Below are 19696 nucleotides of genomic sequence, written 5' to 3' on the forward strand. Positions count from 1 at the left end.
CTTCAAACACCGCCCCCAGCTTCGATGTGAGAGGTCCTCAACCCGGCGCATGGACACAGACTACAGACTTTATGCCGCCGGAGCGGTGCTGCACTTTCTGCCCTTTGTTCTGGGTTTCGCCGTCGGTCGATTCGACACGGTCATTCACGAAAAACGAACGCTGCTCAGCCGGGTTTGCCAGGTGTTCACCGGCTCCCTCCTGGCCTGGATCGCGCTTTCCTTCGTTTTTCCGAAAAGCTTCTTCACCATCGTTTACGAGGTGCTGCTGATAATCGAGATGCTGTCCTTCGGCCTGTTCTATGCCAGCTTCGCGGCCATTGCCTATTTTGCCGGACGAGCATCAGGACGAGACTACTTGTGAACGCAAAGCCCGCGGGCATCGCCGGACCTCACTTTTGAACCGGCGGCCGTTCGGTGCTCCAGTTCTTGTAGATACGGGACCGTTTGACAGGCTGGTCGGCAACGCCCCGGGAATTCGGATCGCAGCCGGCTTCAGCGATCCGGACCTGCCCTTCAAGCTCCCGGATGGCATTGTTGACCTTCCAGACCCGGTTCTGGGTCGGTGTTTCGATTTCCAGACCGTCCAGCGCTTTCTTGTAGGCTATGATGCGATACCTGAGCGCCTGGCCGACCCATTTGATCATCACGCGGTTTTCCCAGACCCTGGCCTTGGCACCTTCATAGGTTTCTTCAGAGGTCACAGGTTGACGCTGAAGCACCCGAAGACGCTCATCATCGGCCTTCTTCACGCGCAGCGCCACCTCGCAAAAAGGCATCACCAGCCCTGCATCACCGGAGGCATCGGCGGCGATCTTGTCGTAGCGCGCGTTGGACGATCGGAATTTGTCGGATCGCAGATAGATAAGGTAAAGGTCCGGCGGCACCCGCCCCTCGGTCTCCGGCAGGACCCGCGTGCGCGACAGTTCCACCATCGTTCCGCCGATCCAATCCTTGGTCCAGGGGGGACGGATCAAGGTCCAGCCGCGGTTGCGCATCAATTTTTCGTCATCGGTGTAATTGAATTTGGAAACCGGATCGCCGCGCAATCGCGCTGCCTCATCGCCGGCCGTCGGCATCACCTTGTCATGAATGACGGAGGGCCTGGCGCGGTCGAAGTCGCCGGTAGGGCGCACACAGGCCGAAAGACCAAGGGCCACCAGCGCGACAAAGGCAATCCGGGAGGGCACTCCCCAAACGGTTCCGCCGTCCCTTGAGGACGCGGCAGCGTTATGTTCCGCTTTGCCTTTGCCCATCGGGCATGTCTCCAGACCGCTGCGTTGAATCTCTGCACATGCGGCTGGAGAGGCTTGGACCGTCAGTCCTTGTCGGAACCAGCTGGTCCGGCCGCCTTACCGATGGTCGTGATTCGTGCGGCAAGATCAAGGTCGTGACGCTCGTAGCGTATACCTGGGAAGAGGATAACTTCCCCAAAGCTGTCCCGGCTGGTCGAGCGGCGTTGATTTGAGCGCTGGCCCACACGCGCAGTGGGCCGTTGTGCGGATGAAAAGTCCAACAAGGTGCCCATCGTCTCCTCCTTCGGTTCCGATCTCCCCTGGACGGCGTATTACCGACGGGGAACGGTCAAACGGGCGACGCATTACTTCCTGCTTCTCCATTAAGAAGTCGTCAGGGTTAACAGCATGCTAACGCTTTTGCTTCAATTTGAAGGGTGTCAGTCCAACCGGTGGTCCGGTCTTTTGTTTTTTGTAGACGGGTCTTATGCGCCAACGCCAACGTTTCAACTCGCCTGTGCCAATTTTCTCGTCCCAACGCAAACACACCCAAGCCAGCGGCTCCGACCGCGGTGTGTTGCTGGCCGCAAGCGAGCTATTTGCCGGCCGATCACGGCATGATGTTGATGAAAAAGAGATTTTTCTGGAACTTGCCCGCAATCTCCTGCCGTCGACCTCCCTGCCCGACCGACGCAGAATTGCCACGTTGCTCGCCGGGCATCCGGAAATGCCGGACGATCTGCTCGAACTTCTGGCAGGCGACGACGACGACCTGACCGCCTATCCAGCGCTTCGTTACAGTCCCCGGCTTTCTGTGGATCTCCTCTTGCGCACCGCCCGAACGGGTCCGGACAGCTTGCGGAAGGCGATCGCCAACCGCCCGTCACTACGCGAATCGGTGATCTCTGCACTGTGTGAACATGCCGGCGCGGCCGTGATCCGCATCCTTCTGGACCGCGATGACATCATCCTCACGCAAGCGCATCAGGCGAAATTGAGTTGCCGTAGTGACATCGTTGCTACTCTTGGTTTAGAATTGGCTGGTCAGGACGCGCTAAACCCGGATGGACTCATGGGACAATTCCTGCATTTGCCGGCTCCGTTGAAAGCCAAGGCCATCGCCGCCGCCGAGATGACCAGCCTTGTCAAACAGGCTCAGGCGCCTGCAACGACGCCAGCAGCAGCTGCCAATAGCGGCCGCCTGAAACTTCAGGACGCCCTGCTTCAGGAAGCGCTTCAGCAAAACCGCAGCCGCTTTGCCGACCTGCTTGGCCAGGGTCTTGGTCTGCCACGCTCAACCTGCGACCTGTTGATCAAGCAGGATCAGGCAGAAGGCCTGACAGTGGCGCTGAAAGCGCTTGGTTTCTCGGCCGGTCAGTTGACGACCGTGCTGATACGCCTGGCCGGAGATGATCTTTCCCTGGAACGCCTGCGTAGCCTGCTGCGCCTCTACAGAACACTGAGCGCCGGCGCAGCCGAAGTCCTGGTTGGCCAGTGGATCCTGCATGATCAAGGAGCCCAGTCCGCCGAGACGTCTGCACCCGACCACACCCCGCAGTATCAGGAAAACGGGCGGCGCGAGACCCGGGCAAAGGGCAAGCCACTCTTTCGCGTCACCAAGGCCGTCAGGAAGTCCGGTACCTGAGCAAAACGCCTGTCCTTAAGACTCACGCTTCAGAAGTCTTCAAGGCAAGCCGCATCGGCGGCAGGCTCTAGAACCGGAAGACGCCCGCTCCCGGATCGGGGGTATCCTCCTGCACCAGGGGTAGGTCAACCTGCCCTTCCCGCGCCTCGATGTCGACCAGCCAGTAATCCGGATCCATTCGAGCCTCGCTGGCCAGACGACGATCGATGGCTTCCCTGTCAGTTCGCTCAAACAGTTGTTCGAACAGGCGCCCCTGGGGCAATTCGCTGAACATGGATTGTGGTGCAGGGCCGTAAAAGTCGAAAGTTCCATCAAGCCGGTCGACACAGACAAAGACAGCGCCTGCTTCCGGCGCGCCCTTCTTGCTTACAGCGGCAAACCCGCCTTCGCCGAAGATGCGCCGGACCAGCGCGCTGACAAAAAACTCGGACGTGACCCGCATAGCTGTTCCCAACACCCACATTTGGCGGAGAGGCAATGGCTTGCCTCCTTACCAACGATGATTTCCGGCAGGTTTAGGTCAGATACGGTTCCCGGGCAACTGCCCGGCCTCATCCGGAGAGTTTGCGCCCGCTGACCATTTCAAGTCGCTCAATGACCTTCGGGCCAGGCTCTCCGGTCATGGGCAGCCCCCGGTCGAATTCGAACCGCCGGATCGCAGCTGTGGTGTTCGCCCCCATCAGGCCATCCGCCTTGAGCGGCCCATAGCCCAGCTCGGACAGGGCTTTCTGTATTTTCATGAGTTTGGGATCAGAATCGACGGGCGAGGCTCCCACGTCGCCAACGGGCTGAGGCGGCGGGGCAATACTGCCAGGCTTGGCGCGCGGGATCGGCACCAGTCCCTCCGCCGGAGCATCACCATGCATGAGCACCAGAGCCAGCAGGGCTTCGCTGGCATCGCCTGTTTCCACCTGGCCGGCCCGGCGCTCAAAGGACCGGATCGCCCGTTCCGTTGCCGGACCGTTCAGCCCGTCGAGCGGTCCCTCATACAATCCGATTTTCCTGAGGGAAATCTGCAGGTCGAGCACCAGCGTCGAGATTTCCTGGATTTTCAGTCCCGGACTTCTGCCGTCCGGCTCGGGCATCTGGAAAGCCTCAGGTCGATCCCGTGTCGCAAACAGCGGCGCCGGATGGCGGCCAGGCTGGAGACCGATTGCGTTGGCGATAATCAGGCAGGCCGTCAGTCCCATGACAACGGTGCCACCGGCGGCAACGGGATTGTCGAGCGCCACATGTCCAGCCCTGGACATCAGGGTTTCAGGGGGCTGGGCCGCCTGAGCTTTTGTCGATTTCGTGGTCTTGCGCGTTTTCGCCATGCCGCCCACCTATGCCGTCCTGGCCAGGATAACGCCCCCGTCGGACGCAGCGGACCGCGGAAGGAAAAGGATCACCTGATTGTCCTTTTCCGCTTCTTCTGGAACGCACAAGCGGGCACCGGCACGGTCCAGCAATTCTTTCGCCCGGTCGATCACCGACTTTGAATGCGCCACGCGCCAGGTCTGTGCAGACCGCCGCCCGGAGACCGCCACAACACAGGAAACGTCCGTGTCGGTCATCTCTGCGGAAATCAACAGAACCGCCCCGTCGCCGCAGGTCTCGATCATGTCCGCCAACAGGCAGTTCAGTGCCTGCCGCACGCCTTTCGGATCGACCGTGACCAATGGCAGATTGTCGTCTACGGAAAAATCCAGATGAATGCCGCGCCGTGCAGCGACGGGGGTCAGAAGGTCCCGGCACTGTTCCAGGCTGGCCGACAGTTCACACGCGGCATGAAGAGGCTCGTTCGGAGCTGACTCCAGGACTTTTTCTGCTTCGTCCTGCTCAATCGGTGTGGGGGCCGGCGCAGACAGCCGCGACATCGCCGCGGGCGCAGCGCCATCCATCATCTCGGCCGCATCTTCACTATCCGCACTCGAGCGACCGGAAGGAACATCAGCCGGCTCTGAAGTCAATGCAGACTGCCTGGCGTCGGAAAGCGTCAGCAACAGAACCTGGTGCGCATCGGTTTGCACTGCGGACTGCAAAGGCAATTGCAGTACGAGTGACAGGCAGCGGTAGTCAGCCAGCCCAATCTCACCGGGGCGCGTCGCGCCAACCCGAAACCGAACGTCGAGACGCTGCGCCTTGCCACTGTGGCGCGCTTCCGACAGGCGGGTCAGATAAAGCGGCCGGTCCGCGACATGCAGGCGCGGGAACAGCCAGTCTTCTCCGTCTGCGAGCGGCAGCGGCCCAACCAGTGTCGAAACCGAACCGCCCAGAAGACGAAGCGTACCGTCGGCTGCAACCTCGCACACGACATCCCTGGTGCCTTGTGCGATCAGTTCCCGATCGCACTGCGTCCTTTGCACCACCTTCTGCGCCAACATCCTGTCAAGCGTCAGACGAAGGGAAAGCACGCCCGCATAGAGCAAAGCGCCGAGCGTGGCGTAAAGCGCCATTCCGGTGGCAGGAACCACGATCTGATAGTCCGGCATGGGCAGGAAGGCAATTGCAGCCAGGAGCGCACCACAAAGCGCGCCCACCGCGAAGGGTACCTTTCGGTCGGTCGCAAAGGCAGTTTCCATCAGCGGCATCAAGAGCCATATCAACGCAAAGGAACTCATCCCGCCGGTCAAGACACACATGGCAGCGATGAAACACGCAAACAGGGTGGATGACAGGGTAATGGCCCTGTTGAGCGCTCCCGATCTGGACAGGTAAAGAGCCAGCGGCCATTGGCCGAGCATCCAGGCCAGAACAAGCAGCACGGCGGCATGAGGCGGGCCGGCCAGCGCAAGGTGGAGCGGCAGCACAAACAGCGCCGCCCCGCCACTCACGAAACTGCTGATCATGAAGGAACGGTGCAGCGGAGCCAGAAAAGGATCGGAAGCGGCAGCAGGATGAATCATTCCGTCAACGCGGCTCACCCATTGCCCAAGTGTATTTCGCATCAATTTCAGAAGGTTACGCACTCTACTCAACTCTACCGCAACACCGCGCAGGATTGCTCTTACCCTGGATAGAGGCATTGTCGTCTGGAGCACTTAAGGAACGATAAAGGATGAATTCGGTTTGCCGATTTTTTCCAAAAAAGGGCGCGGTTTCAGAGACTTGGTGCAAGATCATTCAAATTTGAATCAATTTGTCAGAAAACTCGACTTAAATACCTGTTTTATTTTACGAAAATTGGACCTTCCCGCTCAACCGGGCATTCTCATGTCGCTGTTATGGTGCCCTCATAACAAGCGCGCCAGTGGCACAAAGGCGTGCAAAGCAGAACAGACTATGGGTAGCGACATGTTCTTTCTCTTGAGGACGGCCTTCTGGCTCACCTTGGTTCTGGCCCTGATTCCCCTCGGGTCCGGGAAGGAAAGCACCACGGTGGAAAAAGTTGATCCGGTTTCTGCCTTCCTGGCAGCACAGGCGACGGTGTCCGACATCGGTGGTTTCTGCGGGCGAAATCCGCAAGCCTGCGAAACGGGCGGCAATGCCCTCACCGCAATCGGCAGCCGGGCGCGCGACGGTGCGCGCATCGTTTATGAATATCTCGACACACAGATGGCCGACCAATCAGAGACCGACGCTCTGCTCACGGGCTCGACCACCCCTGTGACCGAACTTGCTGCCGAAGAAACCCGGACGGGCACTCCTGTCTGGCAACCTGACTTGAACAACGTCTCCGCGCTGGAGACAGAATTTGGGCCGGTGCCACGGCCCAAACCCCGCTCAGGCCTGAAGACCTGAGCGGTCTGGCTGTTGACGACCCTATGACCTCCTGGGTCTGAGACGGCCGATTGCGCCCCCGCTGGAGCGGTGCCGCAAGGCGGCATCGCAAAGACGGCTTCACTTCAGCGGTTTGTTCCGCTGCGCCGCAGATGGAAAGCTGCCCATTCCATCTGCGGCGTATTTTTATGTCTTGCTGCCGGCCAAGCCGCCATCTCATCGCCTGATGCCCCGGGCTGCGGAGAAGATCCGGCCACTTACCCATTTGCAGATCGGCATGTGCGAGCTATATGAAGGCGCAAACGACCTTCAAAGACCGGTGCCATGACGACCAGCCTAGACGAAATCCTTGAGACCTTTGACTTTCTCGACGACTGGGAAGACCGGTACAAATATCTGATCGACCTCGGCAAGGAATTGCCCCCGCTCGACGGCAGCGAGAAAACCGATGCCAACAAGGTTCGCGGCTGCGTGTCGCAGGTCTGGCTGATTACCAGCGTCGACAAGACGGCAGATGGCGGCCCGGTGCTGACCTTCAAAGGCGATAGTGACGCGTTGATCGTTCAGGGGCTTGTCGCGATCGTGACCACACTTTTCAGCGGCAAACCGGCTCGGGAAATCCTTGAAACCGACGTCGAGGGCATCTTCGGCAAGCTCGGACTGCAGGAACACCTGACCCCGCAACGCTCCAACGGACTGCGCTCCATGGTCGGTCGCATCCGGTCCGACGCCCAAGAGGCCCTCGAAGCTGCCTGAATCAGGCGCATTCCAACGAGACAAAAAAAGAGCTGCCCGGCAGGCAGCTCTTGACGTTTTGCTCTGGGGCAGAAGCGATCCTTACTTGGACCGCTTGCGCTGCTGGCCGAGGCCCATTTTCTTGGCAAGTTCGGAGCGCGCTGCTGCATAGTTCGGAGCAACCATCGGATAGTCTGCACCAAGGTCCCACTTTTCGCGGTACTCTTCCGGGGTCATGTTGTAGTGGGTGCGCAGGTGACGCTTCAGCGACTTGAACTTCTTGCCGTCTTCGAGGCAGATGATGTAGTCCGGCATGACCGACTTCTTGACCGGGACTGCAGGCTTCAGCGGCTCCGGCTCCGGTTCGCTGGAGGCATTGGCTGTCTTCTGAAGAGCGCCATATACCTCGTTGATCAGGCCTGGCAGGTCTGTTGACGCAACAGTGTTGTTGCTCACATAGGCGGACACGATGTCTGCCGTAAGATCAATCAGATTTGTATCCACCGGACTGTCAGTCATTTTTCACCCGTTCTCTACTGATTTCAAAATTTGATACGCTGTTTACCTGCAAAAGGATTGTTCCGAAAGCACTTTTGAGAAATCTGTTACTTGCGGATCTGGAAATCGAAAACGATTCTACTTTGCAGGAAATCGTCACAGCCTTATATCGCTGTCCCCCAGAAACGACAACCCCGGAATTCAAATAAAAGTCGCTTCGTCTCAATAAAAATCAAATTCTATAAATATTGACCGGATCTTGTGCACCTAGTTAGACAATGGATGGATAGTATTGTCTCGAAAGCAGACTAAACACGTCGGCGCAGCAAACTTCCGGCCTCAGCCCTTGGGCCTCATTGTTTCAGCCAGAGCGTCTTCCTTGGTATCGGCGCAGGGACGGTACCCGGCCGAATAGGCAGCTTTTGCCAACAAATGGGCCGAAATTGGGGCGGTCAGAAGAAAGAAGACCACACCTGCGATCGCCCGCGTGACAACGCCGAGGTCACCTGCGTGAACTGCAAGCGCCAGAAGCATCACACCTGACCCCAGCGTGCCGGCCTTGGAGGCCGCATGGGTTCTCATATAGACGTCCTTCAGGCGCACGAGACCAATAGACGCCACCAGGGCAAAACCGGCACCGATCACAAGCATGACGCCGGTGACGATTTCAACAAGCGCCGTCATTTTCCGGCCTCCCTGCGTCTGATGCTCTCTTCGACTTCTTCCATGATCGTCTGGTCCCCGGCCGATCCGCGGTTGAGGATGAACCGCGCGAAGGCAACGGTCGCCAGGAACCCGACCAGGCCGAGCGTGATCGCAATATCGATATAGAGATAAAAACCGGTCGAGACACCGATCGCGGCAATGAAGCCGATCCCGGTTGCCACCAGCATGTCGAGCGCCACCACACGGTCCGGCAGGGTTGGCCCCTTGAGCGTCCGGTAGACGATCACCAGAAACGACACAGTGAGCAGGCCCAGGGCAATATGAACGCAGACATGCAGGAACTGCGAGGCAAAACTGTCAATGGGTGTCATCGGAACACCTCCAGGATCTTGCGCTCAAAACCGTTCTTGATGTCATCGATTGTCGCCTGCGGATCCGGCACGTCAATGCAGTGGATATAAAGGGTCTTGCGGTCTTCCGAGACGTCCATTGAAAGCGTGCCAGGCGTCAGCGTGATCAGATTGGCCAGCATGGTGATCTCAAAGTCCCGGTCCACTGTCAGCGGGAACGCGATAATGCCCGGCTGCAGATCGATTTTCGGCCGCAGCACGATCATCGCCACGCGCCAGGCCGACTTGATCAGCTCGTAGACAAACAGAAACGCGAGGCCGACGCCCTTGGTCACTCTTTGTGTGTACTCGGTCGTGCCAACCTGTTCCCGGATCAGATAAAGAGCGCCGAAGCCGAGCAGGAAACCAAAGGCCAGATTGACTTCGGCAAAGCTGCCCGTGACCGCCGCCCAGGCAAGCATCAGAAGAATATTGATGAGAAAGAGACTGGTCATCCCTCACCTCCAAAGACCGATCGCAGGTATCCAAGCGGATTGACCACGCTGTACCCGCCGCGCAGTGACAGTTCCATCATCCATTCCGGCTGAAGGCCAAAATAGACGACAAGTGCCGTCAGGATTAGGAGAGGCAGCCACACGGTTCCTCCCTTGAGATGCATGCTTGCAGCGCCATCGCCGGACACCGACTGGCCATCCGGCGTTCCCTCTGGTCCGCCACGCCAGAAGGCGTAGATCCAGACCCGCCCCATGGCCAGCGTCGTCAGGAAGCCGCTGAGCAGGATGGCGGCACCCAGCCAGGCACGGCTGTCATCAAAGGCCTCCGCGACAAGGACCACTTTTGGCCAGAAGCCGGAAAAGGGCGGCAGGCCGGACACGGCAAAAGCCAGGATCAGGAACACGGCGGCAAAGGCGGCGTTCTTCTGATAAAGGCCGCCCAGCTTCCGCAGATCATAGGACCCGGCCATCAGGTTCATGACACCGGCCGCCAGATAAAGCGCTGTCATGACTATGATGGAATGCACCGCATAGAAGATTGCCCCGGCAATCGCCTGCTCGGAGCCGATCGCGACACCGGCCAGCATGGAGCCGATGCCGGCGATCACCAGATAGCCGAGAAGCCGCCGGACTTCGCTTTGGGCAAGCGCGCCGATCGCCCCGACCAGAAGCGTACCGATCGCCACAAGCGCCACAACATCGGCCATGTATTCAAGCGACTTTGGAAAGACCAGCACGAACAGCCGGATCAGGGCGTACACACCAACCTTGGTCAACAGGCCGGCAAAAACGGCGGAAATCACGATATTCGGCGTGTGATACGAGGCCGGCAGCCAGAAATTGACCGGGAATGCGGCCGCCTTCATGGCAAAAGCCAGGAAATAGAGTGCCGCAACCGTTGCCAGTGTCCCGGAGGCCGGATTGTTCAGCTCCGCCACCTTGCCGGCAATATCGGCCATGTTGAGTGTGCCGAACATGCCATACAGCAGGCCGGTTGCGATCAGAAAGAGGTTGGTGCCGACCAGATTCAAAACGCCGTATTTCACGGCGCCGTCCAGCTGGATCCTGTCATTGCCGAGCACCAGCAGGCCATAGGAGGAAATGAGCAGGACTTCAAACCAGACATAGAGGTTGAAGACATCGCCGGTCAGGAAGGCGCCGCAAACACCGGTCATCAGCAACAGGAGGAACGGGTAGAAGCCATAACGCCGCCCGGTGCTGTCGACCGTAGACATGCCGAAGATGCCGGCACACAGCGCAACGACAGAGCCGATCATGGTCAGCGTTGCGCCAAGCGCGTCGACCGTAAAGGCGATGCCGAATGGCGGCAGCCAGCCGCCCATCACCATGGTGATCACACCCTGGTCGAGCACCCGCAACAGCAACCCGGCACTGGCCACGACAAGAAGCACCAGGAAACTGACACCAAGCTTGGGCTGCAGGTCGGTGTTCTTGCGCAGCATCAGGCACAGCGCACCGCCCAGCATGGTGATCAGCACCGGGGCGACCACCAGCCAGTCACCCGCGGCAACGGGTTCGAGATTCATCGCCTGGGAATAGTCGACGGAAACGGAGGAACCGGCCATGAAGCTTAGTACCCTTGCGGCGGAGTTTGATCGTTGTCGGGCTCGGCGACGCGCATCTCGTTGACTTCATCCGTGCCCAGCTCCTGATAGGCGCGGAAGGCCAGCACCAGCAGGAAGGCAAAGAACGAAAACGAAATCACGATTGCCGTCAGCACGAGTGCTTGCGGCAGCGGGTTCGCCGTCGCGATGGCAGGCGTATAGAGATCCGGCGGGATCAGCGGCGGGACTTCCCGCGTCAGGCGGCCGTTGGTGAAGATCAGCATGTTCACCGAATTGCCAAGAATGGCGATGCCCAGAAGGATCCGGACCAGCTGCTTCGACAGCATCAGATAGACAGCCACCGTGAAGAACAGGCCGATCAGGATTGCAACACCGGTTTCCATCAGTCGGCCTCCCTTTCTTCCAGCGCCAGCGCAATGGAGCCAATGGCCCCAACGACCACCAGATAGACACCGATGTCGAAGATCAGTGGTGACGACAGCGGGATCTCGACGCCAAACGCCTTCACGTACCACCACTGGCTGGTCATGAAAGGCTGGCTCTTAAACAGCGAGATGATGCCGGCCGCGGCGCCGATGAACAGGCCGAAGCCTGCAATGCCCATCGGGTGGAAGACAATGGCACGGCGCACGGAGGCGACGCCGCAGGCAATGCCGAAAATCGCCAGCGCTGAGGCAGCGATCAGCCCGCCGATAAAGCCTCCACCCGGTTCGTTGTGACCGCGCAGGAGCACGAAGATCGAAAACAGGACCATGAGCGCGGAGAGATACGGCGCGATGGTGCGGAAGATGATCGTACGCATCAGTTTGCCTCCGCCGGTTTGGACTGGGCCGCTTCGGCATCTGGCGCCTCGTCCGGTTTCTCCGGTCGGGTGCGCACGCGGATCAGAGCCAGCACGCAGAGACCCGCCAGCACCACCACGGCAATCTCGCCGAGCGTATCAATGCCGCGGAAGTCGACCAGGATCACATTGACGATGTTGCGGCCATGGGCGATTGAACGGCTGAACTCGGTGAAGAAGTCAGACAGGCGGCTGTCGAACGGCTGCTGCGTGATTGCCATCAGCGTCAGGCACAGGCCGAGGCCCACGGCTGCAGCGACCGCGCCCGTGCTGAGCGCCGCCGGCAGGGACCGGTGATCGCTCGGATGCAGGTTGAGGCGGGTCATGACCAGCGCCAGGATGACCACGGACAACGTTTCCACCATGAACTGTGTGAAGGCCAGGTCCGGAGCACCGAAGATCAGGAAGATCAGTGCCACGGCAAAGCCCTGGATGCCGAGCGAGACAATGGCGGTCAGCCGTGTCTTGGCGATCAGCACCGCAAACAGGCCAAGCACCGCAATCAGGAAGATGCCCCACTCGTAGAATCGGTACTCCGGCAGCTTGGGCATCGCCGGGAAACTGTTGGTTAGGTAACCCGGCAACAGAACGGCGAGACCGGTGAAGAGGAAGGTCAGCACCATGTAGGTCTGCATCTTGCCAGTCTGCAGAAGCCGCGTGATCAGGGTCGACAGGCTGACAATGCCGGAGACGAACTGGTCGAAGCCCTTGTCCGGCCCCCAGCCGATCGTGGTCAGGATACCGGCGATGGTTGCCCGCAGCCGGTCGAGCTGCGTGAAAAGGGCGATGCCAAGACCAATCGTGATGATTGACAGGTAAAGCGCAACATTGCCGGAAATGTAGGTCGGCCAGAGGTGAAGGTCGATCTCGGAAAAGACGCCGCGGAGCGATGCCAGGGTCGGTGCCACGAAGAGCTCACCGGTCGTATGCGCAACAAGGGCCAGACCGAGCCCCAGAACAGACAGGACAACAGGACCTGCAAAGAGCAGAATCGGGCCTTCATGGGCATGTTTGGGCGTTTCCACCTTGGGACCAAAGAAAGGCTTGATCGCAACAGCTGCGGCAATCATGAACATCAGGGCGTTGCCAACAAGCGCCGTCAGCGTTAGCGGCACCCCCCAGAATTCCAGCCAGCCCCAGGTGCCGTAATAAAGCACTTCCTTCGCGATGAAGCCGATGAAGGGCGGTAGACCAGCCATGGAGAGGGCAGCCAGACACGCTGCCAGGAACGTGATCGGCATCGCTGAGCGCAATCCGCCAAGCTTGGTGATGTCCCGGGTCCCGGCTTCGTGGTCGATCGTGCCGGCGACCATGAACAAGGCACCCTTGAACAGCGAGTGGGCCAGGAGATAGAGGACCGCAGCTTCCAGGGCTCTTTCGTCACTGGTGCCGGTCAGCATGACCAGTAGGCCGAGCGAGGCCACAGTGGTGTAGGCCAGCATGAGTTTCAGGTCGGTCTGGCGAACAGCCAGGATCGTGCCTACCAGAAGCGTCAGGCCACCGAATATCGGCAGAACGGTCGTCCATTCAGGGGTTTCACCCAGAAGCGGGTGCATACGCATCAGCAGGTAAACGCCGGCTTTCACCATGGTTGCCGAATGCAGGAACGCAGAGACCGGCGTCGGCGCTTCCATCGCATTGGGCAGCCAGAAATGGAACGGAAACTGCGCCGACTTGGTGAAGGCCCCGCCGAGCACCAGGATGAAGATCACCAGATAAAGCCCGCTGTCCTTGATCACGTCCGGAGACCCAAGCAGGGCAGACATTTCGTACTTGCCGGTTGCCTGAATGATCACAAGGAAGCCTGCCAGGAGCACAAGCCCCCTCCCCCGGTCACCACAAGCGCCTGGATGGCGGCGCGGCGCGAGGCGGCACGCAGATGGTCAAACCCGATCAGAAGGAACGAGGTGATCGACGTCAGCTCCCAGAAAATGAATAGCGAAATCAGGTTATTGCCGAGCACAAGCCCGAGCATCGCGCCCATGAACAGGAACAGGAAGGAGAAGAAACGGCCTTGTTGCGGATGCCCTTTGAGATAGCCACCGGCATAGAGGATGATGAACGTTCCAATGCCGGAGATCAGCAGCGCGAACAGGGTCGACAGACCGTCCACATAGACGGAGAAATCGACATCGTAACTCGGCATCCAGGCGATGCTGGCGACAAAGGTCTCGCCACGTGCCACGGGCTCGATGAAGCCGACAAAATGAAGGAAGATCAGCGCAGGCACGACTGCCAGCGGCCAGGCGGCGTTGTGCTTGAACCAACGGGTCAGAAACGGTGCAACTGCCGCGGCAGCAAAGGGCGCGAGGACAGCATAAAGAGTGGTGTCGTCGATCATTGCAGGCGTCATGCTGAACTTTCGTTGCAGTTGATCAAGAAACGGCGACCGCCGATTCAATAGAATCAGCCCGGGTCCGCCAGATGATAGCGGCCCGAAACAGGTTATGACATGTCTTAGGCAGTTGAATCCGCCTCTTCAAGCTGATGGCAGACGATTTTCGATATTTTCAAACCGCTGACTTGTTCCGGCTAAACTTCGCGCTAATTACGAGGGACTTTGCGCTGTGATTTCTGCTTAGCTGTCAATCTGATGCGGTGATTTTTGCGCTCACAGGATGGGAATACCGCCGAAATTGGCGTTTTGCCGCTCCCCTCCGATTCGATGTGCAGCGCTTGCCACTTGATTTCGCAACGTGAATACCGTTCAGTTTCATTTGGACGAAGCATTTCCGTCAGATTTCTGTGCGAGGCGAAAATGGTGTTGGACGGCAACAGGGAAACTCCTTCCGGGCAGAGCTTGCTCCACCCGTCTAGCATTGATTTCGAAACGCTGGTCAAACTCAGCAACGACGCCATCGTGCTGCTGTCTCTCGGCGGAGACCCCGCGTTTCTGTCGCCGGCCGCAGAGCGGCTTTTCGGCTGGAATGCGGACAAGTTCGCGGATCATCTGAGCGACCTTGTCTATATGGGCAGCCCCAACACCGATGCGGAACTCCTGCAAGGGATCCTGTCAGGCAGCGCGGATCCACAGGGCCCGCTTCCCCATGCGGACCTGCAACTGCGTTCGGCGTTCGGCTCGCTGATCTGGGCAGAAGTGTCCGTCCATCTGCTGGAAACCGCCACCGGCGAGCCTTACGCCTTTGCAGTTTATTTCCGCAGCATCGCGAAACGGAAGGATCTGGAAAACCAGCTCGAAGCCGCCACACAGACTGACCCGCTGACAGGCCTCTTTAACCGCCGGGCCTTTGAGGACAGCCTGAAGCGGGAGTGGGCGATTGCCTTGCGCGAAAGAACCCATACCAGCCTGATCAAGGTCTCACTGGACCGGTTCGACGCTCTCGCCGAGCACCTTGGCCCCAGCGCTGCCGAAGACTGTCTCAACAAGGTCGCCTCCACCTTGCAGGAAACGGCCCGCCGGCCGGCCGACATTGCAGCGCGCACCGCAACGTCCGAATTCTCGCTGCTCCTGCCACGGACTCACGAAATGGGCGCAGAGACAATCAGCGCCTATCTGCAGGTCGCCATTCAGGATCTCGCCATTCCCAATCCCGACAACACGGCCGGAAATGGCATCATGACCGCTTCCGTTGGCGCGGCCTGCGCCGTCGCCGAGCAAACGGGCGTATCTGAGAGCTCGGAATTCATACTGGCAGCGGCGGAAAACTGCGTTTTCCAGGCCCGCCAGGAAGGTGGCAATCGGGTTAAAACGGTGATGAATGTCCTGTCACGGTAGCTGACGGTAACGTTACCTGACAAATCTTGCCGCCGATGGATACCGCGCTTATTTCATGCACAAAACACACCAAAAGGATCGTGAGATGAGCGACCAGAAAACGCGTCAGGCTGACGGAGCGCCGAAAATCAAGAAAACCACCGCCGAATGGATGGAACAGCTGACGCCCGAACAGTTCTATGTCACCCGGCAGTCCGGAACGGAGCGGCCGTTTACCGGGCCCTACTGGGACAACCAGCTCATCGGCCGGTATGACTGTGTCTGCTGCGGCGCGCCCCTGTTCATGTCCGACACAAAGTTCGATGCCGGTTGCGGTTGGCCGAGTTTCTTCGAGAGTGTGCATCCCGAAGCCATCCGGGAGCTGGACGATCATTCCCATGGCATGTTTCGGACGGAGATCCGCTGTAACAGCTGTGACGCCCATCTGGGGCATGTCTTTCCGGATGGCCCAAGGCCCACAGGCCTGCGCTACTGCATGAACGGACACGCAATGAATTTTGTACATGGCGGCCGTAAACCGGCAGACTCGAACAGCGGCGACTAAAGCTGTTTCGACTGTTGGAACCAATTAATCGAAGACCCGGCGACAGCTTCGGCCGGGTCTTTGAATTTCTATACTGTCAATTTTTACATCAGGATTCAGAATTCAGTTACAAAACCTAGTCATTATTCGCGATGAAGCGAATAAGTTTCTGGGGGCGGACTTGTATCTTTTCGGAAGGTTATCCTGGACTGGACTGCGTGTCCTGGCGCTGGGGCTCGGCGTTCTGTGTGGCACTGCGGCGCAGGCGCAGGAAAGAACCAAGCTGATCGCCTTTACCGGCTATCTGCCGCCTCTGTCCATTGATGCGGAAAACAAGGGCATTGCCGTTGAACTCATGGAGCTTGTTGCCGAAGAGGCAGGTCTTGAGATCGAGGTGCGTTTTGCCCCCTGGAAGCGGGCACAGGTGCTTGCGGAAAACACCTCCGGTTCCTTGCTGTTCACGGCAGCCTATTCGCGGGCGCGCGGCGAGAAATTTCAATATGTCGCGCCGCTAATCTATACCGAAAGCGCATTCATCACGCTTGACCAGCCACTGGACACTTTCGAGAAAGCCATCGAAAGCGGCAAGGTAATCGGAGTTCATCTCGGCAGCCAGAGAAGCCGCATCCTGAAGCGACTGGGCGTGGGCAACATCGAGGAAATCCCGACCGCGGAGCAGATGAGCACCATGCTGCATACCGGCCGGATCGATGCCTGGTACACCATGTCAATCCGGGCGAATTTCGTTTATCGGCAGCAGGGACTGGACCCCAAGAAACTGGTTGTCGGGGCGCCGGTCACCCATGGCATCCAGTGGCTCGCCGCCAACAAGGACCTGGATCCGAAGATCAGGGCCCGGCTGGCCTCGGCTGTTTCACGGGTCTGGCGCGACCAGCGCTACTGGCAGATCGTGGACCAGTATGCCCCTTCGGAACCGGCTCTTGTCGAGCCGGAGCCTTCTAACCGTGCGGGCGTCCGGCATCATCCGGAAACCAGCGCCCACGCCATGATGATATTGCCGCACAGGGCCACCCCATAGGCCAGGGATCGCGGTCCGGGAATGCCGGAGAGATACGACGGCACATAGAGCAGGCGACCGAAGAAAAACAGCTGCGCGCCTGTGATGGCCAGCGCCATGTCCGTTGTCGGGATGACATACACCAGCACCGCTGGAACCAGAAAGAACGGCAGGTTTTCCTTCATGTTGACCAGGGCCCTGTCCGAGCGCCCCTTGTATTTTCCTTTTTCGGGCAGAACATCTCGACCGCCGGCATGCTGCCAGATGCTTTCTGACGGCAGGTAGAGGGCCGCGCTGAGGTAAATCTGGGCCAGGTAGAGAAGTAAAACGGCCAGGATCCAGGTGGTCATCGGTTGCTCCGGTCTTCGTGTGTTGCGTGACTACGAGGCGGAGCCTAAATCTTCTGATACTCTCGGCAATTCCTTCAAAGGGAATAAGCGGCTCCAGCGACCAGGGCAGATTTTTGAATGAATGGGCAAACTTCTCCTTTCGGAAATTCCTTGAAGGCGCTGCGCCGTGAACGCGGCCTGTCACAGGCCGAATTTGCAGCACGGATCGGCTCGACCCAGCGCCACGTCTCGTTTCTGGAAACCGGGCGCGCCGGGCCAAGCCCCTTCATGATCCAGAGAATTGAACGGGAGCTGGCACTGCCCGTGGCCCGAAGCCAGGTGCTCTACCAGGCAGCCGGTTTTTCCAGCCCATACAAATGCCGCGCGGAGGATTCTCCGGATGTGGTCGAAGCGCTCGACCTGATCGAGACAAGACTCCTCAAACACTGGCCCTTCCCGGCCTATGTGCTCGACAAACGCTGGACAATCCTGCGCACCAATCTTCCCGGCAAGCTGTTTCTCACCGGGTTTTCAGAACAGCAGAACCAACCGCCCAACCTGTTCAGGATTTTCCTGTCGGCGGCGTTCCGGGAACGCATTTTGAACTGGACTGAAGCCGCACCGATTTTCGCCGCGCGCCTTTACAAGGAAGCAGCCGAAGATCCGGAGCTGAACGAGCTCCTGGAGGAAGCACGCGACGCAGGACTTCTGGATGGCCTCGACGAGACCTTTCGCGAGAATGTTCCGGTCTTTGTCCCCGTTGAAGTGTTGGGCCCGGACGGAAGCCGATTGCGCGTCACCTCCCTTCTGGGTCAGCTCGTATCCGTGCAGGACGCGGTGATCGAGGGCATGACGATTGAACTGATGGTACCGATGGATGCCGGCACCGAGGCCTGTCTGCTCGGAGCGGGCCAGGCTGCCAACGGTGCTGATGCCCCGCACGATCCAGAGGCATTGGCCAGAAGCATTGAATTGAGGGGGGCAACATGATCGCACGTCGATTTCTTTCGATGGCCGCCTTGGGGTGGCTGCTGCTGTCTCCGTCAGGACCAGCATCGGCCGCGGACAACGTGCCTGCCTCTGTCTGGAACGGCGCGGACATGAGACCGGTCAACGGACTGCCCGACGGGCACTATGCGCTTGACCGGCTTTCAGACGGGACAGGCGTTGCTGCTTGGTATGGCGCGCCCACCGCGCGCTACCAGCACGCTATCCTGGGGGATGACATTGAGGCCGGATCGCTGCATCTCGCTTTCCAGGATGGCCGGCACTATGACCTGTTCCTGCCGTTTGATCAGGTGTTTGAAGATCGCACACCAAGGATCGTCGATCTGGATGGCGACGGTGAAATCGAGATCGTTGCTATCCGGTCTTTTCAAGACGCGGGCGGCAGCGTTGCCCTCTACGGCATCCGGGACGGCGAGCTCAGGGAACTGGCAGCAACGGCCCCGATCGGACGGACCAACAGATGGCTGAATATTGCCGGCATCGCCGACTATGCCGGACGCGGCAGCAAGCAGATCGCCTATGTCGAGACCCCGCATATCGGTGGCACGCTCCATGTCGTGAACTGGAAGGGCAAGACGCTAGTTCCCCTTGCCTCGCTTCGGGGCTTTTCCAACCACAAGATCGGCTCGCGCCATCAGGATCTTTCGGCCGACATTGCCTGGGCCGGCAAGGGACCGCCTGAGCTCGTGGTGCCTTCGAACAACCTGCGCAGCCTGCGTATCGTCGGATTTTCAGAAAACAGCCTTGAGGAGCTGGACCGGATCAATCTTCCCGCACGCGTCCTCAAACGCGCAGCACCTGCCAAGGGTCAGGCACCGGGCTGTGTCCGCTTTCGCCTTGAAAACGGTGACGACGCTACGGTCTGCCCGCCGGGTTAATCAGCTCGAGGCCGCCGGAAGCTCAGCTTTGTGGTGCCTGCGCTGCAAGGATCCGGCCGATATTCACTTCGATCCAGTCGGCAAAATCACGAACCTTTGCCGCCACTTCCCGGCCGATCGGGGTCAGGCTGTAGTCAACATGGGCGGCACCACGGGGTGGGAATGCCGGTTGACGAACCCGTCGGCCTCCAGCGTTTGCAGCGTTTGCGCCAGCATTTTCTCGCTGACCCCGCCGACCTTGCGCCGAAGCTCGGAAAACCGGTGCTCCTTTTCCAGCAATGCGATCAGGACCAGCACGCCCCAGCGGCTGGTCAGGTGTTTCAGGATGTCTCGGGACGGGCAGTTCTGGTTGAACAGTTCGCCCTGCCGAACCAGGGCTGACAGCGGTCGGGACGGCTGCAGCAAGGGGTCCGGCTTCTTTTCGGATCTTGGATTTGCCATGGGTCTCCAAACTT

At 59.3% G+C, this 19696-nt stretch carries 21 protein-coding genes and 2 pseudogenes; 9 read left to right on the plus strand and 14 right to left on the minus strand.

Going from position 1 to position 19696, the window contains the following annotated elements; all coding sequences use genetic code 11:
* Positions 1–49: 49 nt before the first annotated feature.
* Positions 50–361 (plus strand): hypothetical protein, encoded by a 312-nt coding sequence (locus tag CHH27_RS08590; RefSeq protein WP_094071217.1) that lies wholly within the window; start codon positions 50–52, stop codon positions 359–361.
* A 28-nt stretch (positions 362–389) separates the two neighbouring features.
* Here CHH27_RS08590 and CHH27_RS08595 read toward each other — a convergent pair whose 3' ends face one another.
* The gene (locus tag CHH27_RS08595) at positions 390–1253 is read right to left on the minus strand and encodes a hypothetical protein (protein WP_094071218.1); all 864 of its coding nucleotides are present in this window, start codon (positions 1251–1253) and stop codon (positions 390–392) included.
* Between the two features lie 466 nt (positions 1254–1719).
* Here CHH27_RS08595 and CHH27_RS08605 point away from each other — a divergent pair, with 466 nt between their 5' ends.
* Entirely contained in the window at positions 1720–2877 is a 1158-nt protein-coding gene (locus CHH27_RS08605) for a DUF2336 domain-containing protein (protein WP_094071220.1), read from the plus strand.
* Positions 2878–2944: 67 nt separating this feature from the next.
* Here the strand turns inward: CHH27_RS08605 and CHH27_RS08610 are convergent, their stop codons facing one another.
* The 3 genes from CHH27_RS08610 to CHH27_RS08620 form a co-directional block, all read right to left on the minus strand.
* Positions 2945–3319 carry a DUF1491 family protein gene (locus tag CHH27_RS08610; RefSeq protein ID WP_094071221.1) on the minus strand — a complete coding sequence of 125 codons (375 nt, stop codon included), beginning with the start codon at positions 3317–3319 and terminating at the stop codon, positions 2945–2947.
* Between the two features lie 109 nt (positions 3320–3428).
* Entirely contained in the window at positions 3429–4193 is a 765-nt protein-coding gene (locus CHH27_RS08615; RefSeq protein ID WP_094074609.1) for a peptidoglycan-binding protein, read from the minus strand.
* Positions 4194–4202: 9 nt separating this feature from the next.
* Complete coding sequence (locus CHH27_RS08620; RefSeq protein ID WP_094071222.1) at positions 4203–5765, minus strand: hypothetical protein; 1563 nt, start codon at positions 5763–5765, stop codon at positions 4203–4205.
* Between the two features lie 163 nt (positions 5766–5928).
* Here CHH27_RS08620 and CHH27_RS08625 point away from each other — a divergent pair, with 163 nt between their 5' ends.
* Together CHH27_RS08625 and CHH27_RS08630 are read left to right on the plus strand one after the other, a co-directional pair.
* Positions 5929–6600 carry a DUF5330 domain-containing protein gene (locus CHH27_RS08625; protein ID WP_208988707.1) on the plus strand — a complete coding sequence of 224 codons (672 nt, stop codon included), beginning with the start codon at positions 5929–5931 and terminating at the stop codon, positions 6598–6600.
* Positions 6601–6903: 303 nt separating this feature from the next.
* Positions 6904–7335 (plus strand): SufE family protein, encoded by a 432-nt coding sequence (locus CHH27_RS08630; protein ID WP_094071224.1) that lies wholly within the window; start codon positions 6904–6906, stop codon positions 7333–7335.
* Between the two features lie 81 nt (positions 7336–7416).
* Here the strand turns inward: CHH27_RS08630 and CHH27_RS08635 are convergent, their stop codons facing one another.
* The 8 genes and pseudogenes from CHH27_RS08635 to CHH27_RS08670 form a co-directional block, all read right to left on the minus strand.
* Positions 7417–7833: a MucR family transcriptional regulator gene (locus CHH27_RS08635; RefSeq protein ID WP_094071225.1), complete on the minus strand. Its 417-nt coding sequence runs from the start codon at positions 7831–7833 to the stop codon at positions 7417–7419.
* A 318-nt stretch (positions 7834–8151) separates the two neighbouring features.
* Complete coding sequence (gene mnhG, locus CHH27_RS08640; protein WP_094071226.1) at positions 8152–8496, minus strand: monovalent cation/H(+) antiporter subunit G; 345 nt, start codon at positions 8494–8496, stop codon at positions 8152–8154.
* Entirely contained in the window at positions 8493–8849 is a 357-nt protein-coding gene (locus tag CHH27_RS08645; RefSeq protein WP_094071227.1) for a cation:proton antiporter, read from the minus strand. Before CHH27_RS08645 ends, mnhG begins: the two co-directional genes overlap by 4 nt.
* Positions 8846–9322, minus strand: a complete 477-nt coding sequence (locus CHH27_RS08650; protein ID WP_094071228.1) for a Na+/H+ antiporter subunit E — start codon at positions 9320–9322, stop codon at positions 8846–8848. The genes CHH27_RS08645 and CHH27_RS08650 overlap by 4 nt, the downstream gene beginning before the upstream one ends.
* The gene (locus CHH27_RS08655; protein WP_094071229.1) at positions 9319–10908 is read right to left on the minus strand and encodes a Na+/H+ antiporter subunit D; all 1590 of its coding nucleotides are present in this window, start codon (positions 10906–10908) and stop codon (positions 9319–9321) included. The genes CHH27_RS08650 and CHH27_RS08655 overlap by 4 nt, the downstream gene beginning before the upstream one ends.
* A 5-nt stretch (positions 10909–10913) precedes the next feature.
* Complete coding sequence (locus CHH27_RS08660; protein ID WP_094071230.1) at positions 10914–11291, minus strand: Na+/H+ antiporter subunit C; 378 nt, start codon at positions 11289–11291, stop codon at positions 10914–10916.
* Entirely contained in the window at positions 11291–11710 is a 420-nt protein-coding gene (locus CHH27_RS08665; protein WP_094071231.1) for a Na(+)/H(+) antiporter subunit B, read from the minus strand. Before CHH27_RS08665 ends, CHH27_RS08660 begins: the two co-directional genes overlap by 1 nt.
* Positions 11710–14102: pseudogene (locus CHH27_RS08670) on the minus strand (putative monovalent cation/H+ antiporter subunit A). Before CHH27_RS08670 ends, CHH27_RS08665 begins: the two are co-directional and overlap by 1 nt.
* A gap of 447 nt (positions 14103–14549) precedes the next feature.
* Between CHH27_RS08670 and CHH27_RS08675 the strand changes: the two are divergent.
* From CHH27_RS08675 to CHH27_RS08685, 3 genes are all read left to right on the plus strand, one after another.
* On the plus strand, positions 14550–15485 hold the full coding sequence (locus CHH27_RS08675) for a diguanylate cyclase domain-containing protein (protein ID WP_208988717.1): 936 nt from the start codon (positions 14550–14552) through the stop codon (positions 15483–15485).
* Positions 15486–15570: 85 nt separating this feature from the next.
* Complete coding sequence (msrB, locus tag CHH27_RS08680; RefSeq protein WP_094071233.1) at positions 15571–16029, plus strand: peptide-methionine (R)-S-oxide reductase MsrB; 459 nt, start codon at positions 15571–15573, stop codon at positions 16027–16029.
* 160 nt (positions 16030–16189) lie between these two features.
* Entirely contained in the window at positions 16190–17047 is an 858-nt protein-coding gene (locus CHH27_RS08685; RefSeq protein ID WP_208988719.1) for an ABC transporter substrate-binding protein, read from the plus strand.
* On the opposite strand, the gene CHH27_RS08690 is transcribed toward CHH27_RS08685, so the two are convergent.
* Positions 16990–17376 (minus strand): MAPEG family protein, encoded by a 387-nt coding sequence (locus CHH27_RS08690; protein WP_094071234.1) that lies wholly within the window; start codon positions 17374–17376, stop codon positions 16990–16992. The genes CHH27_RS08685 and CHH27_RS08690 overlap by 58 nt on opposite strands.
* 150 nt (positions 17377–17526) lie before the next feature.
* On the opposite strand from CHH27_RS08690, the gene CHH27_RS08695 reads away from it, so the two are divergent.
* Both CHH27_RS08695 and CHH27_RS08700 read left to right on the plus strand, forming a co-directional pair.
* Entirely contained in the window at positions 17527–18345 is an 819-nt protein-coding gene (locus CHH27_RS08695; protein ID WP_157738806.1) for a helix-turn-helix domain-containing protein, read from the plus strand.
* A complete protein-coding gene (locus tag CHH27_RS08700) occupies positions 18342–19241 on the plus strand; it encodes a hypothetical protein (RefSeq protein ID WP_094071236.1) in 900 nt (299 codons plus the stop codon). The genes CHH27_RS08695 and CHH27_RS08700 overlap by 4 nt, the downstream gene beginning before the upstream one ends.
* Before the next feature lie 22 nt (positions 19242–19263).
* On the opposite strand, the pseudogene CHH27_RS08705 reads toward CHH27_RS08700, so the two are convergent.
* A pseudogene (locus CHH27_RS08705) lies at positions 19264–19682 on the minus strand (winged helix-turn-helix transcriptional regulator).
* Between the last annotated feature and the right edge of the window lie 14 nt (positions 19683–19696).

Source organism: Labrenzia sp. VG12, assembly GCF_002237595.1.
Classification (GTDB): domain Bacteria; phylum Pseudomonadota; class Alphaproteobacteria; order Rhizobiales; family Stappiaceae; genus Roseibium.

Coding starts and splice junctions, on each gene's coding strand:
- CHH27_RS08590 (WP_094071217.1), top strand. CDS start 50: ATGGACACAGACTACAGACTTTATGCCGCCGGAGCGGTGCTGCACTTT.
- CHH27_RS08595 (WP_094071218.1), bottom strand. CDS start 1,253: ATGGGCAAAGGCAAAGCGGAACATAACGCTGCCGCGTCCTCAAGGGAC.
- CHH27_RS08605 (WP_094071220.1), top strand. CDS start 1,720: ATGCGCCAACGCCAACGTTTCAACTCGCCTGTGCCAATTTTCTCGTCC.
- CHH27_RS08610 (WP_094071221.1), bottom strand. CDS start 3,319: ATGCGGGTCACGTCCGAGTTTTTTGTCAGCGCGCTGGTCCGGCGCATC.
- CHH27_RS08615 (WP_094074609.1), bottom strand. CDS start 4,193: ATGGCGAAAACGCGCAAGACCACGAAATCGACAAAAGCTCAGGCGGCC.
- CHH27_RS08620 (WP_094071222.1), bottom strand. CDS start 5,765: ATGATTCATCCTGCTGCCGCTTCCGATCCTTTTCTGGCTCCGCTGCAC.
- CHH27_RS08630 (WP_094071224.1), top strand. CDS start 6,904: ATGACGACCAGCCTAGACGAAATCCTTGAGACCTTTGACTTTCTCGAC.
- CHH27_RS08635 (WP_094071225.1), bottom strand. CDS start 7,833: ATGACTGACAGTCCGGTGGATACAAATCTGATTGATCTTACGGCAGAC.
- mnhG (WP_094071226.1), bottom strand. CDS start 8,496: ATGACGGCGCTTGTTGAAATCGTCACCGGCGTCATGCTTGTGATCGGT.
- CHH27_RS08645 (WP_094071227.1), bottom strand. CDS start 8,849: ATGACACCCATTGACAGTTTTGCCTCGCAGTTCCTGCATGTCTGCGTT.
- CHH27_RS08650 (WP_094071228.1), bottom strand. CDS start 9,322: ATGACCAGTCTCTTTCTCATCAATATTCTTCTGATGCTTGCCTGGGCG.
- CHH27_RS08655 (WP_094071229.1), bottom strand. CDS start 10,908: ATGGCCGGTTCCTCCGTTTCCGTCGACTATTCCCAGGCGATGAATCTC.
- CHH27_RS08660 (WP_094071230.1), bottom strand. CDS start 11,291: ATGGAAACCGGTGTTGCAATCCTGATCGGCCTGTTCTTCACGGTGGCT.
- CHH27_RS08665 (WP_094071231.1), bottom strand. CDS start 11,710: ATGCGTACGATCATCTTCCGCACCATCGCGCCGTATCTCTCCGCGCTC.
- msrB (WP_094071233.1), top strand. CDS start 15,571: ATGAGCGACCAGAAAACGCGTCAGGCTGACGGAGCGCCGAAAATCAAG.
- CHH27_RS08690 (WP_094071234.1), bottom strand. CDS start 17,376: ATGACCACCTGGATCCTGGCCGTTTTACTTCTCTACCTGGCCCAGATT.
- CHH27_RS08700 (WP_094071236.1), top strand. CDS start 18,342: ATGATCGCACGTCGATTTCTTTCGATGGCCGCCTTGGGGTGGCTGCTG.